The organism is Desulfobacter sp. UBA2225, from assembly GCF_002348205.1.
Classification (GTDB): Bacteria; Desulfobacterota; Desulfobacteria; order Desulfobacterales; family Desulfobacteraceae; genus Desulfobacter; species Desulfobacter postgatei.
On the sequence record NZ_DDYV01000265.1, the window covers coordinates 1 to 14762 of the forward strand.

General features: G+C 47.7%; 13 protein-coding genes. 2 read left to right on the top strand and 11 right to left on the bottom strand.

Annotation, left to right across the window (positions count from 1 at the left end; all coding sequences use genetic code 11):
• The 11 genes from nrfD to hemL all read right to left on the bottom strand — a co-directional run.
• Positions 1-665, bottom strand: a 665-nt coding sequence (gene nrfD / locus B3D59_RS13365; protein ID WP_286820327.1) for an NrfD/PsrC family molybdoenzyme membrane anchor subunit, incomplete at its 3' end; no start/stop codon positions are given.
• 31 nt (positions 666-696) lie between these two features.
• Complete coding sequence (qrcC, locus tag B3D59_RS13370) at positions 697-1554, bottom strand: menaquinone reductase iron-sulfur cluster-binding subunit QrcC (RefSeq protein ID WP_286820328.1); 858 nt, start codon at positions 1552-1554, stop codon at positions 697-699.
• A gap of 31 nt (positions 1555-1585) precedes the next feature.
• Entirely contained in the window at positions 1586-3691 is a 2106-nt protein-coding gene (gene qrcB / locus B3D59_RS13375; RefSeq protein WP_286820329.1) for a menaquinone reductase molybdopterin-binding-like subunit QrcB, read from the bottom strand.
• A gap of 44 nt (positions 3692-3735) precedes the next feature.
• Complete coding sequence (qrcA, locus tag B3D59_RS13380; protein WP_004074237.1) at positions 3736-4407, bottom strand: menaquinone reductase multiheme cytochrome c subunit QrcA; 672 nt, start codon at positions 4405-4407, stop codon at positions 3736-3738.
• Positions 4408-4743: 336 nt separating this feature from the next.
• On the bottom strand, positions 4744-5577 hold the full coding sequence (gene ccsB / locus B3D59_RS13385; protein WP_286820330.1) for a c-type cytochrome biogenesis protein CcsB: 834 nt from the start codon (positions 5575-5577) through the stop codon (positions 4744-4746).
• Entirely contained in the window at positions 5577-6944 is a 1368-nt protein-coding gene (gene resB / locus B3D59_RS13390) for a cytochrome c biogenesis protein ResB (RefSeq protein ID WP_286820331.1), read from the bottom strand. The genes ccsB and resB overlap by 1 nt, the downstream gene beginning before the upstream one ends.
• A 138-nt stretch (positions 6945-7082) precedes the next feature.
• Positions 7083-8843, bottom strand: a complete 1761-nt coding sequence (locus tag B3D59_RS13395; protein ID WP_286820332.1) for an ATP-dependent DNA helicase — start codon at positions 8841-8843, stop codon at positions 7083-7085.
• A 542-nt stretch (positions 8844-9385) separates the two neighbouring features.
• Positions 9386-9817, bottom strand: coding sequence for a bacteriohemerythrin (locus tag B3D59_RS13400; protein WP_286820333.1), 432 nt, complete (start codon positions 9815-9817; stop codon positions 9386-9388).
• A 3-nt stretch (positions 9818-9820) separates the two neighbouring features.
• Positions 9821-10027, bottom strand: coding sequence for a hypothetical protein (locus tag B3D59_RS13405; RefSeq protein WP_286820334.1), 207 nt, complete (start codon positions 10025-10027; stop codon positions 9821-9823).
• Complete coding sequence (gene mpl / locus B3D59_RS13410) at positions 10024-11457, bottom strand: UDP-N-acetylmuramate:L-alanyl-gamma-D-glutamyl-meso-diaminopimelate ligase (protein ID WP_286820335.1); 1434 nt, start codon at positions 11455-11457, stop codon at positions 10024-10026. Before mpl ends, B3D59_RS13405 begins: the two co-directional genes overlap by 4 nt.
• Positions 11457-12743: a glutamate-1-semialdehyde 2,1-aminomutase gene (gene hemL, locus B3D59_RS13415; RefSeq protein ID WP_286820336.1), complete on the bottom strand. Its 1287-nt coding sequence runs from the start codon at positions 12741-12743 to the stop codon at positions 11457-11459. Before hemL ends, mpl begins: the two co-directional genes overlap by 1 nt.
• Positions 12744-12926: 183 nt before the next feature.
• Here hemL and tadA point away from each other — a divergent pair, with 183 nt between their 5' ends.
• Both tadA and B3D59_RS13425 read left to right on the top strand, forming a co-directional pair.
• Positions 12927-13418 (top strand): tRNA adenosine(34) deaminase TadA, encoded by a 492-nt coding sequence (tadA, locus tag B3D59_RS13420; RefSeq protein WP_286820337.1) that lies wholly within the window; start codon positions 12927-12929, stop codon positions 13416-13418.
• Positions 13381-14667 carry an adenylosuccinate synthase gene (locus B3D59_RS13425; protein ID WP_286820338.1) on the top strand — a complete coding sequence of 429 codons (1287 nt, stop codon included), beginning with the start codon at positions 13381-13383 and terminating at the stop codon, positions 14665-14667. Before tadA ends, B3D59_RS13425 begins: the two co-directional genes overlap by 38 nt.
• The last annotated feature ends 95 nt before the right edge of the window (positions 14668-14762 follow it).

Consider the following 14762-nt stretch of genomic DNA (forward strand, 5'->3'; position numbering starts at 1 on the left):
AAAAAGGTCCAGGGCCAGATCAAAAGGCCTTCTCGGTAAGCAAAAGGACGGCCAAACATAACGCCGGCCACACCGCCTAACGAACCCTGGTGGAAAAAACTCAAAAAAGCGCCGGTGGCAGCAAAAACGGCCATCACCTCGTGCATGTTGTGGGCCAGGTGGTGAAAGAACGGCACCTTATTGACCTGGCGGTTTTCCAGGATATTGGGAATGAATTCAATGGTCAGCACTGCAAAATAACAGGAGAGACAATAGGCCACCTCTGTGAGCATGGAATGCACATTGGCATGCCAGAAAATAAACCATCCACGCAGCGGCTGTCCGATATCTATGGCCAGGATCAGCAGGGCCGAACTGTAGCAGATGAAGCCGATGAGCACGGCGTAGTTGATGATGTTCTTCAGTTCATCTTTGCCGAAAACGTATTTGAGCAAGCCCGAAAAGAAAGCGCCGCCGCCCAAGGCGATAATGGCCAGGTCAGCCCAGATCCACAGGGCAAATCCGTAGTAGTCGTTCATGTTGGTCTGGTTCAGACCTTTGAACCAGCACAGGAACATGGCATAAACGCCCCAGAGCAGAACAGCACCCACAATGATGATCCCAATGATGAATATCGGGAATGCGCACCGCTTGGCGCCTTCGGGTATTAATGCATCATCTAACATATCTAATTACTCCTAAATAGTTTTATGCAAGTTAACCATGGGATGAAGACGCCCCATGATGGGTTTTAACATTTTCCCACTCACCTTTAAGGTAGTTGTCCCCGGCCTTTCTGACCCATTCCCGATCAGACATGTAATAGACCTTGGGGTTGGTACCAAGACGTTCAAGCAGCCTGAAAACTTTCGGATTTCTGGATTTTCCCACAACCTTGTGGTTCATGGGATCAGGATGGGGATCAGGTTTAACAATCTGATGGACCTTGTGGGCAGGATTATTCAGGTCGCCAAACACAATGGCACCTGCCGGGCACGCGGTGGTGCATGCGGTCTGGTACTCCTTCTCTTCTATTTCACGGTCTTCAACAATGGCCTGTTCCCGGGCCAACTGATACCGATGGTAACAAAAGGAGCATTTCTCGACCACACCGCGCATACGCGGGGAGACATTGGGGCTTAAGTAATTTTCCATACCCTCGGGCCATTTGGGATCCCACCAGTTAAAGTGCCTGGCATGGTACGGGCATGCCCCCATGCAGTACCGGCAGCCAAAGCAGCGGGTATAAATCTGGCTGACAATACCTGTATCATAACCGTAGTCGGTTGCCGTGGCAGGACATACGGATACGCAGGGAGAATGACCATGGTCACCGATTCCGCCGCAGTGCTGGCAGGGACGGGGCAGATAAACTATTTCAGCTTCGGGAAAGGATTTTCCATTGGTCAGTTTGTACACCTGCATCCAGGTGATACTGAGCTTTTTGTCGGATTCATCCTCCTTAAACGGAACGTTATTCTCAGACATGCACGAGACCATGCAGGCACCGCATCCCGTGCATTTGTCCAGATCAATAACCATCCCGAACTTATGGGCTTTTTTATTTTCTATCATCAGAACCTCTTAAAAAGATTTCGTAAACAGTTTACGCCTTGGAAAGAGTGGCTTTAATTCCAAAGGCAGCATCCAGTCCTGAACCAGGCTCGATGACCGGGCCGATCAGATCATTGACATTGACACCTTTACCGGCCACGTAAGGATTGTTGAAGGCATGTCCAAGCCCCCTTGGCATACCGATCACGCCGGGCATTATACCTTCATTAAAGCCGATTTTCACCAAAGCCTTCCCCATCGCGGTTTTAAGAACAGCAATATCACCGTCTTTCAGGATGCCTGCAGTGGCGGGATTAATCTCAACAACACTGTATTTTCCTGAAAGAACCTTGTCGGAAATGATTTTAACAGCAAAGGGAGAAGATATCATTGAACCGACGGCAAGCCGCATCTTATCAACAGGCACAAGGGTGTAATCGCCTTCACCCATGGGCACAGCAGCTTTGGGAGCGGAAACAAGGAAGGTAAAATCCGTTGCAGGTGTCCCCACAGGCGGCTTGTCATCAATGACGACATATCCGTCGCCGGACAGGGTATCCCAGATTTTTCCCGTCACTTGCTCAAGGCAGGCATCATAAGAGTTCCAGGAGAAACTTTGTGCAATGCTGTCGCCCATGGCCTGGGCAAGAAGGATCAGCGCATCTCCCGGGTGTTTGGTGTCAAATATGGGTTTAACCATGGGCCGGCACAGCCCTACGACTGTTTTAGCAAGACCACCACCGGAAACCACATCTTCCAGGCGTTCAAGAAAAATGGATGCCGGCAGGATCACATCTGATCTAAGGGCAGTTTCATCCATGAAAGAACTGAAGCTGACCTTGAATCCAACCTTATCCATGGCAACCTTGACCTTTTCAGGATTGTTCAAAGCGTAGCAGGGATTGGCATTATAAATAAACAGGGCGGAAAGCCCCCCATCCTTTTCAAGCTTGTCAACCAGTTCATTAACGGAACCGGCTAGTTTAGCCTTGCTTGCGCCTTGTTTTGCAGCATCATCCATTACATTTTCGGAAAAGCTTAAATAATCGGCCGGGTACATGACAAACACACCACCTTTTTTATTCAGGCGGTCTGCCAGTGCATTCAGGGCCTGGACGGCAGCGAATTCACGAAGGCCTTGACCAACGTCTCCCCTGCCTTTTCCCGGCACGGCCACAGGAGCCTTGGCCTTGATGAATTCCATGGCAAGGGCCTCCATATCCGCAGCTTTGACACCGGTGATCGCTTCTACCTTCTCCGGTGTATACTCTTTTGCCAGCATAGCAGCAAAAGCGGACGTGTTTAGGTCCCCGGCAATCAAGTTCTTTGCAAGCAGCACGGCACAAAGCCCCAATGCCAGATCTGCTTCGGTGCCGGGCTTTACAGCAATGATCTTATCCGCAGCATTGGCCGTGTTGGACAGTCTGTAATCAACCTGTACAAGCTTGGCCTTGCGTTCACGTCTTGATGCATTGGCCTGGATACAGGCAACAGGGGAACCCCAGCCTTCAATAATTGCCGCACCGAAACTTAGAATGAAATCGGAATGATCAAGATCAAACCCAAGATTTCGATCTGCACCGTGAAGGGCAGCAGCCGTCAGCGCAAGATTGGATTCAAGGCTTGGCATGTTATATGTATTGGGAGAGCCGAAAGCATCCATAAACCGTTCAAAAAGCTGGGCCATGGAACCGCTGTCGGCACCAGTGATCAGACCGAGGGATTCAGGTGTTCCGCTTTTACGAATTTCACCCAATTTCTGGGCCACAAGTGAAATCGCCTCATCCCAGGAAATCTTTTCAAATTTATTACCGTTTTTCTTTAACGGGGTTTTTATCCTGGCAGGATCATACAGATACTGCAGGCCGGAAATCCCGTGGGGGCAAGCGCCACCGTTATTAATAGGGTAATCGTCAAGGCCTTCGATCTTAACAGGCCGTCCGTTTATTTTTTTGACGCTGATGCCGCAGGCACCTGGACACAGGCTGCATACGGATCGGTCATAGGTTATTTTGCCGTCTTCAGGGACAGGGGTCCAGGGCCAATTCTGGGTCCAGATGGAAGAATCATCTGTCAGCTTGACACCCACAGGGGAAAGCGCGACGCCGGCTGCCGCACCAAGTCCCAATCCCAAGAAGCTTCGTCTGTCAATTTTCATAAGTCATCCTTTATAAACTTTGAAATTCTTGTCCTTGAGGTATCTTACTTGTGGCACTGAAAGCAGTAGCCCTTATGACCCATTTTTTCCAGGTGGCATTCCGCGCAGTCATCCATCTTCATACGATCCCAGGAATTCTTTTTGATCCCCCAGATATTCTTGCCCCAGATATCACGGCTGTAACCGGTGATTCTGTTTTCTTCATAGGGCCGCGAAGATGAGGACTCCCCAATGTGACCATGGCAGGTCTTACAGTCCATGCCGCCTGCAACTGTATGAGCTGCATGGGAGAAAAACACGCAATCAGGTTGTTTGGCATAAATCAGCCAGGGCACTTCTTTCCCCTTGGCGACATACTCCTCTACAAACACGGCTTCGTCCTCGGTCTCTCCCATGGGTTCATCCGTATGGCATTCCATACAGGCTTGCAGACCCGGGATTCCGGAGAAGGTACCGTCTTCTCTGAAGAAATGGCAGGTTTCACAATCACCTGTTTCTTCGGCATGAAGCTTGTGATCGAAATTAAAAGGCTGCTCCTTTTTTGAATAAAGCAATTTTGGAAACAGCAGCCAGCCCGACAGGAAGCATACCAAAAATGCCCCCATAAAAAAGATGACACCAAGGCCTAACCCTTTGTCATCTTTTGGACCGTTGTCGGTGCCGTGGTGCGCACCATCCTCAGGACCATCGTTTGCTTTGTTTTCTAGCTCGCTCATGAAAACCCCATCAATGTTAAAATGTTGATGTTACCATACCTCTACGGCCACAGGATAAACCCCGGGCCAATATTTTTCGCAGAACAGCATTGCCGTGCCTGTTTCTGCAATACGTCCAGAAAATACAAATTCGGTCAATCTATATTAATATATGTTTCCCTTGTCAAGTTTAATTGGGAAACCCTTGCTCTGGAACGTCCCGAACAGAAATGGATTCAAAATTATTTTCTTCAGCTATTTTAGCTTTTATACAATAGCTTTAAAAAAATAACCCGACAAAATGTAATTTTTCGAAGAAATTCTGATTTATAGAGAGATAGGGTAACTTGGATTTATTTAGCCGTAACTGTGAAGGCCGGATAAAAGGAAATTCACGCCGAAGTAGGTGAACAAAACCCCTATAAATCCGATGATGGAAACAATGGCAAGATTTTTTCCGTACCATCCGCGCATCAGGCGCAAATGCAGAAAAATGGCGTAAATAAACCAGGTAATCAAAGACCAGGTCTCTTTAGGATCCCAGGACCAATATTTGCCCCAGGCGGAATTTGCCCAGACAGAGCCTGTGATAATCCCGATGGTCAGAAAGAGAAACCCGAAAACGATCATCTGGTAGGTCAGTTCATCAATGGTGTCCCAGTCCGGCAGTTTTGCAAAAAACGAACTCGCCCCGGGATCTTTGGGTTTGATGAAGTACATAAAGCTGAATCCAAAGGCAAGGGCAAAGCCTGCATACCCAAGAAAGCAGGTAATTACATGGGCAATGAGCCAGTTGGACTTAAGTGCAGGGATCAACGGCGTAATTTTTGAAGTAATGGACGGATCAAAACTGGCATAGGCAATACTCAGGAAAATCAAGGGAGAAACAAATACGCCGATGATGCTTTCCTTATATTTAAATTCCACAAACACATAAAGGGCGGCGGTAGTCCATGAAAAAAAGACCAGGGATTCATACATATTGGAAAAGGGGGCATGCCCGTATCCCATCTGATAGGACTCCATCCACCGCAACAGAATTCCGCCGGTATTGGCAACGAGCCCGATGACAATCACCCAGAACCCAAGCCGGGCAAACGCAGGTTTTTTGAAAGAAAAAGATCCAATATAAAATACCGATGCCAAAGCATAGATAAATGTTGCAGCCGATAAAAGCAGGGATGAGTTCATTAGCCTGATACTTCCTTTAATTCCTTTACAAGTTTTTTAACGATCAAATTGGTGCTCTGGGCATTGCGGTTGGCCCGACCGGCCACCCATACCCGGGTACTGCCGGATCCGGTTTGTTCAAGGCCGATACACACGGACTGGTGAGAAACAAAGAAAGTGACCCAGCAACCAATAATCATAAGAAGAAAGCCTGTGTACACAAAGGGAACACCCGGATCCTTTGTCACCTGAAGGCCGGTGTAATACGCCTGATCCCAGGATTTGACCTCAACTGTGAATCTACTTTTGCGCATTTTATCAAAGGTGGGAAACTTGGTGGGCAAAACAATTTGAACATTCCGCCCGTCGATTGTATCAAGGCGCCCGATAAACGCCTCACCAAGATCATGACCATTGAAGTCATAATGGGGTACAAACCCTTCAAATATAAAATTGCCAGCACCCGCGGGCAGTGACACGACACCGCCGTTTTTTATGGTGTGTACCTCAACCGTCCCGGTTTCACTGTCAGTGATCTCAAACCGGGCTTCATCAGGTGTGGTTGCACCGTAGTAAGCCTGGAATATATTGATACCCTTGTATCTTAACGGATGGTTGACCAAAATATCTTCCGTAAAACTTTCCTGGTTGTTTTCAAGGATGGTTAAACTGGACTTAAATTCGTCCGGCGCCCCCGTATCGTAAAACTTAACCTGAAAATCATTGCACCGAACCGTGAACGGCAGCTTTATGGGCAACCGCGTATGGGTATCAAACACGGTATCCGCGGTCTGCCCCTCGTCCAGACGCAAATTGGCCTTAAATCCCAATGCAGACCCGATCAGGGCTCCGGCAAGCAGCATCAGCACACTTGAATGGACCACGTAAACCCCGAGGCGGGACCACCGGCCTTTTTCCGCATACAAAATCAGACCCGTTTCACTCGTCTTTTCAATCACTTTGCCGGCCCGTGCCGCAAGCATTTGTTTTGCCTGGTGCGCAAAACTGTTCATGGGAAGCTGACACTCAAACTGCTGTCTGTTTTTAGTTTTTTCAAACCGCTGGGGATTAACTGAAATATTTTTAGGAAAAATAATTTTCCAGGTAACCGAAAGCCGGTCAATGGAACAGACAACAATATTAACGCATAACACCACCATGAGCAGCAGATACCACCAGGCTTGATACATTCTGTCCAGATCAAGCACCAGGATCATATTATATAATCCTGGGCCGTAAAGCCTGATATAGGCTTCGGGACTTCCGTTCTGCAAAACCACAGTTCCAACGATGGAAGTTAAGGCTAAAAGCACCAGGGTATAAACCGTGAGTTTCACCGAGGCAAAAAACATCCAGATCTGATCGGCAAAGCTGTCTTTTTGTTTCAAAACAATTCTTTCACTAAATGTTGTAGGAAAGTCCAAGCGCTGCTCAAGCGACTTTCATGTTCAATGTATGCCATCACCGGCAGCGCTTACCAGACGACTTCATGCCTGCCAAGATATCCGCCCACCGTTTTTCGAGGTCTATTCTCGATCTAGTACTGCCTGCAGGTTGGACCTAGGTTCAACCGAGGTCTGTACGGCCTGCCGGATCATGGGCATACTGCCGAAAATAACCACTTTTTTTCGGGACCGCGTGATACCCGTATAAAGCAGCTGTCGGGTAACAACCGGTGAGATCTGTTCAGGGATAAGGATCAGCACAGTGTCAAATTCCGATCCCTGGCTTTTATGGACGGTGACCGCAAAGGCGGGCTCACATTCGGGCAGATCAGACAATCTGAAATGCCTGGCATCTGATTGCCCGGATTTTGACTGTCCCGATTCCGACTGTCCCAGGGCAAACCAGGCCGTGGGCACCCCGCTTTCTTCAAGGACCACACAGGTATCACCATTAAACAGCAACCTTTTGTAATCATTGCGCCGGACCATCAAAAGCATTTTAAAAACAGGCTGCTTTATACCATCTTTCGCTTTAGATCGTAATATTTTTCCACATAGATGATTAATTTGTAATGTTCCGCTGTTTCCCGAATTGTGGGCGCACAGCACACGAAAGCCATCAAGGACGCCCATGGCCTGCGCAGGAGTCGTTGCATTCCAAAGCGACCTATATCCTTCCAGGATACAGGATTCAAGACGGGCCTGATATCCTTTGTCTTCGGCGGTATCCACAAATAGAATATCAGGATAATCCGCCTTAAGGATATCTGCCACAGCATCCGCATCACTGATATTAACGGCCTTTGCAAGCTTTTCAATGCCGGCTTTTCCCCCGGACCTGAAATTAACATCCAGAAGCACCCGGAAATCAGACAAAACATCCGCATGACACAAGTCAAAAAACACCGCACCGGCCTGAACCGGAGACAGTTGATTCACATCACCGAGTATCACAATACGCGCATCAGGGCGGATGGCTTCAAAGAGTCTTGTCATAAGGGCCATATCAATCATGGACGCTTCATCAATAATCACCAGGTCTGCGGCCAGAGGATTGGCTGCATTGTGCCGGAACCCGGCTCTGTTTTTCACAGGTTTAAGCGCACTGTGGATGGTAGCCCCGTCTTTTAACCGGGCTGCGGCCTTGCCCGTGGGTGCCAGACACATCACCCTAGGGGGCTTGAGGTCGTTTTCATTGGCCCATCTTGTCAAAAGCGTCCGTATTATATCTGTAATATACGTTTTTCCGGTACCCGGCCCCCCGGACACAATGATGAAACCGGAACAAAGGGCCTTTTTGACAGCCTGCTGCTGTCCAAAAGTTCTGTGGGTATCCTGACTGTTAAAATAAGCAGCCGGCCTTTTGTCCACAAATTCATCATCAGGTCCTGGCATCTGCCTTTGAATCCGTGCTCGGATATTATCTGAGAGCCGGTGTTGAAAATCATAATATCTGGAAAGATAAAGATTGTTGTCCCGGTCAAGGATCAGAGGATATTTACCAATCCAGGACGCCATGTCATTTTCCTTTTTCCCGCACTTTGAGACTTCCATGCCCACCATGGCAGAATTTTTTAGCGCATTGCACCAGAATTCGAGTTCAGGAAGCCGGATGAGTTCTTTCCCCTCGGCCGTTTTCAGAACCTTGCCGGCGGTGCCTGTAAGATCCAGACAAATGCAACCTTTGGAAAGTGCCCTGCAGGTCAATGCTGCCGAAAGAATCTCCAACGGCCCGGCATCTTTAAAAACATTGGCCATGGTTGTGGCAAAATAGTAGTCCAGATGGGAAAAAAACCCCGAATCATGGAGAATACCAAGCGCATTGAAGGAGACGTTATTCATACCCTTGTTTACCAGCAGAAAGTAAAAAAGAAAAGCATGGGCAAAAAATATAAAATCCGCCCGTAAGGGGCGGATTCATAAAAATGATCTATAAAACCTGGGACTTAATTATGCAATAATATCAAGCCCCAATCCTTTGGAATGATCTGTATGTACAAGTCCCCCTGATGTCCGAAAACGACGGTCAGGGTTTTTCCTGCGATCTTTCTTAAATGACAACGAGACAATGACACCCTCTCTGACGCTTTTCCTGCGGTCATACGTCCTCTTGCGCCGCTCTTTTTTGCGTTCTGGAACAACGGCCTGATACCCTGGCCCTCTGTCTCCGATCTCTATAACCTTATTAGCGATTGGTATTATTTTATTTTCTGCAACCACAATAGTCACCACTCTTTAAATATATTTTCAAAGTTATTCCTAACCTCTTAATAACATATCGTTAATAAGTATAAACTTCTTTAATATTTAAAGCATAAATCCATCTCAAATCTTTATTAAAAATATATTCACAGGGAAATTTCCCCGGAGCGAGTTTCTATGACCTATTTCTTATTTTCACACTCATCCACATATCTGTGGAGTCTTAAAAACGGAATGAACATAATGTCTGTGAATTCAAAATGCGTAATAAGCCAGTTGCGCAATTCCACAATATCTTCAATTGCCAAATGATCAACGTCTTCTGCAATTTCACGACGAAGGCCAAGGGCTTTTTTGATAAACCGGCGATGGGCCCTTGAATGGGTGTCAAGATCGGGATATCCTTTGCTGCCAAGAAGTTTTTCCTCTTTTGAGAAAAAAATCTTGCTGAAGTCATTGATCTCGGTAATCAAATTGGCCACATCCTTGGCGTCGGCCTTACTCGTCTTCATTTCAATAAGGGTGTTAAACATATCCATAAGCTGTTTCTGACATTCATCAAGTTCAGGCACATCCACGCTGTATTTTTTATCCCATTCAATAATATTGGTCATGGGTCACTCTCCTTTATTCGTTTTTCTATTTTTTCCCTTCCCCAGCCACAAGCTACCAATTATACCGATGGATATCAGTATGGCAAAAATTACGGCAAAGGAAATTCCATGCTGGCCGAACCGCGGGTAAATGACAAAAGGAACCAGATAGCCGTACAAAAATGAATGCAGCAGTCCGATGCCAACGATTCTGATTGCAATTTTTGTCACCCCAATCGCTCCAAAAGCCGCTGGTGAATATTTCCAAATCCGCCATTGGACATAACCAAGACAACATCTTTGGGTTTAAGTTCCAAGGCAAGAAAATCGATAACCTGGCCAGGGTCATTGAAATAGTGCGCCGCTCTGCCCCTTTTGCAAATATCTTCGGCCAGACGTTCGGGTGAAAACCGTTCTTCTTCAGGAATATTCTTTTTAACCCCGGGAGAACAGATGCACACCAAATCTGCCAGGTCAAAGCATTCCGGATAGGTGGATTGGAAAATATTTCTCATGCTGGTATTGGTTCTAGGTTCAAACACGGCAACCAGACGGCCCTGGGGATAAAACGGTTTGACTGCGGCAATGGTTTCTTTAACCGCTGTCGGATGATGGGCAAAATCATCCATCACTGTGATACCGGCAACCTGCCCCCTTATTTCCTGGCGCCTTTTAACACCGCTGAAGCTTGAAAGGCCACGGGCAATATCGGCCTGCGTTATCCCCATGCTGCGCGCTGCGGCAATGCAGGCCGTTGCGTTGAGAAGATTGTGCCGTCCGGGCAGATCCGTTTGAATATTGATATCCGTACCAGGGCCTGTGATGCGGGCAAGGGTGTGCAAACGGCCTGTACCAGGATCCGGCTCACTGCTCAGGCGATGGTCATGCACCTGCCACATGCCGCTGGGGCCGTATGTCTGAAGATCAACAACACCCGCCTGTTCCAGGACCTGCATCAGATTAAAATTTTCCTTGCAGGCAATAATACGGCTTTTATCCCTGATCTTTGAAGCCAGGGCATCAAAAGTGCGGCAAATATGATCCAGATCGTCAAAGATATCTGCATGGTCAAATTCAATACCGGTCATAATGGTTATAAAGGGATCATAATGCATGAACTTGGGACCTTTATCAAAAAAAGCCGTATCATACTCATCCCCCTCTATCACCATGTATTCCCCGTCACCAATTTTAAATGATGAATTATAATCCTTTAAAATCCCCCCGATCATAAATGAAGGAGAAAGACCGGCAGTTTCCAGCAAATGTGCCATGATGGAAGAGGTGGTTGTTTTACCGTGGGTACCGGTGACAAGAATGATTTTCTTGTCATTGGCAATAAAACGGTTCACAGCCTGGGGCATGGAGATATAGGCAAGCCCCCGTTCCATTACGGCAACCGCTTCCGGATTATCACGTGTCACGGCATTACCGATAATAACAAGGTCCGGAACCCGATTTGGATCGTCACTGATATTGGCCGCGTCGAATCCGGAAAAAAGCGTAATCCCGTTATCTTCAAGAAAGTCGCTCATGGGCGGATAAACATTCCGGTCTGATCCGGTGATAATATAACCCATTTTCTTTAAGATACAGGCCAACGTGCCCATGCCGGTACCACAGGCTGCAACCAGATGAATCCGCTTGATTGAATCAGCCATTAAATTTCCGTCATAACCTTCCGTGCGGCGTCCAGGGTAGTTTCAATATCCTCGTCCGTGTGGGCAGCAGAGATAAAACAGGCCTCAAACTGGGATGGCGCAAGATAAATACCTTTGGCCAGCATGCCCCGGTAGAATTTTGCGAACCGGTCCAAATCACAGCTCTTGGCATCATTGAAATTGCGCACCTTCCGCCCTGTAAAAAAGAACCCGGCCATGGAGCCGAAATGCCCGGCAGAAAAAGGGATATTCGCTTCATCGGCTGCGGCCTGGAGACCTTTGATCAGCATATCCGCCCGCCGGTCCATGTCAGCGTAAAGCTGATCATTCTCAAGTGTTTTTAACGTAGCGATTCCCGCGGCCATGGCCAGGGGGTTGCCTGACAAGGTCCCGGCCTGATAAATAGATCCCCCAGGGGCAATCTGCTCCATTATTTCCCGTTTCCCGCCATATGCACCCACGGGCAGTCCGCCACCGATAACTTTACCAAAACAGGTCAAATCCGGGTCAATATCAAAATAGCCCTGGGCGCACGCCCTGCCCCCGACCCGGAATCCGGTCATGACTTCATCAAAAATAAGCAAGCTGCCATAGGCAGCAGTCTGTTGGCGCAATGTCTTTAAAAACAGCGGATCAGGGGCTACCATACCCATATTCCCTGCCACAGGCTCAAGAATCACGCAGGCAATCTCCTTGCCTCTGTCAGCCATAAGCCGTTCAAAACTTTGAATATCATTGTATGGTAAAGACAACGTATTGCGGATCACATCAGCAGGGACCCCCGGGCTTCCGGGAATGCCAAGGGTGGCGACACCCGATCCTGCGGCCACAAGCAAGGTATCTGCATGGCCATGGTAACATCCGTCAAACTTGACAATCAGATCCCGGCCCGTCACGCCCCTTGCCAGACGAATGGCACTCATGGTCGCCTCGGTGCCTGAGTTAACCATCCTGATCATATCCACGGAAGCCACTGAATCCACAACAAGCTGGGCCAGTTCATTTTCAAGCGCCGTCGGCGCACCAAAGCTTGTGCCTGAATCCAGCACTTTTTTTAAAGCCTCAACCACAGGACCCGGACGATGGCCAAGGATAAGCGGCCCCCAGGACAGGACATAATCAATATAAGTGTTCCCGTCAGCATCGAAAAGCCTGGCACCCTCTCCTTTTTCGATAAAAACGGGTTCTCCGCCCACTGAACCGCAGGCCCTTACCGGAGAATTAACCCCGCCCGGAATCAAATTTCTGGCCGATAAAAATAAAGCGGCTGATTTAGTACGTTCCATATCTAATCCTTAAATATATATTTACAGGTAGTGTCACAGTTAACATTCATTAATCTTGGAAAATGGAATATACCAAACTGAGTTGAAAGGGGTCAACTGCTTTGATTTTTGCCCGGCATATAAAATAGTGCCCCTTAACATTTGACCTCATGGAAAAAGGCTTATATAAGTTAGGGTTGGATTATGGACGATGAACATTACATGATGCTTGCCTTGGATGAGGCAAAAAAAGCTGAAAAACATGACGAGGTTCCGGTTGGAGCCATCGTGGTGGACCAGGCCGGCAAGGTAATCGGACAGGGATATAACTGTCCGATATCTGAAAAAGATCCCACAAGCCATGCTGAAATAAAGGCTATTCGTTCGGCCTGCAGATTCATGAATAATTATCGCCTGCCCAAGACAACGCTTTATGTAACCATAGAACCATGCATCATGTGCATGGGGGCAATAATCCATGCCAGAATCCAGCGACTGGTATTTGGGGCCCTGGATCCTAAATGGGGGGCTGCAGCATCCCTCTACCAAATGGGATCGGATGCACGATTAAACCATCACCTTGAAATTGTTCAGGGAATATGTGAAGAACAAACAAGACAGATTATTAAAAGTTTTTTTGAAGAAAAAAGGAGAAACCGTGACAAACACAGTTGTTGTGGGAACCCAGTGGGGTGATGAAGGAAAAGGAAAAATTGTCGATCTGCTCAGCGAATACGCTGATTATGTTGTCAGATTCCAGGGTGGCAACAATGCAGGGCACACCATGGTGGTCAACGGAAAAGAAATTATCAGCCACTTGATCCCCTCCGGGATACTTCAGCAGAAAAAATGCTTTATCGGCAACGGTGTTGTGGTTGATCCTTTTGTATTACTTGATGAAATAGATTATCTGGCGGGCAACAATATTGATGTATCCCCCAACATGCTGGAAATCAGCAATCGTGCCCATATCATCATGCCCTATCATCAGGAGATTGATAAAGCCCGGGAAATAAAAAAAGGGAAAGATAAAATCGGTACCACCGGCCGGGGGATCGGCCCCTGCTATGAAGATAAGGCAACCCGCGTGGGTATCCGGTTCTGTGATCTTCTTGACTTTGATCTGTTTAAGCAAAAAGTGCAGACGGTCATGGCGGAGAAAAATTTTTACCTGAAAGAGTATTTCAAAACCGACCCCATGGACCCGGCACTTGTTCTTGATCAGTTTGAAAATATCCGAGCCCGGCTTCTTCCATATATTTCCGATGTTTCCGTATCCCTTGACCAGGGCATCCGGCAGGGCATGCAGATTTTATTTGAAGGTGCCCAGGGCACGCACCTTGACATTGAACATGGCACCTACCCCTTTGTCACCTCTTCCACAACGGTTTCAGCCAACGCAGCAAGCGGCAGTGGCGTGGGGCCAGGCCAGTTGAATGAAATCATCGGCATTGTCAAGGCATACACCACCCGGGTAGGCGCAGGTCCTTTCCCAACTGAACTATTTGATGAAACCGGTGAGAAAATCCAAAAAACCGGGGCCGAGTTCGGCGCCACCACCGGACGCAAACGACGCTGCGGATGGTTGGACATGGTGGTTCTGAAAAATGCCGTCCGCCTGAACAGCCTGACCGGACTTGCCATCACCAAACTTGATGTTCTGGATGACCTGGATGAAATTCAAATCTGTACAGGATATGAATATTGCGGAAAAATTACCACAGATTTTCCGGCCCAAATTGATGTCCTGGCAAAATGTTCGCCGGTTTATGAAGCACATCCCGGCTGGAAAACACCGACATCAGATATGACCGATTTTGATGATCTGCCGGAAAAAGCCAAAGCCTATCTTGCACGGATAGAAGAATTATCAGGAGTCAAAATTAAAATTGTGTCCGTAGGACCGGGACGTGAGGCCACCATTGTTAAAGAAAATATTTTCTAAATTGACATTCTCTCAATTATGGTATATTAAATGACGTCTTATGCGTCGGGATGTGGCTCAGCCTGGTAGAGCACCTCGTTCGGGACGAGGGGGTC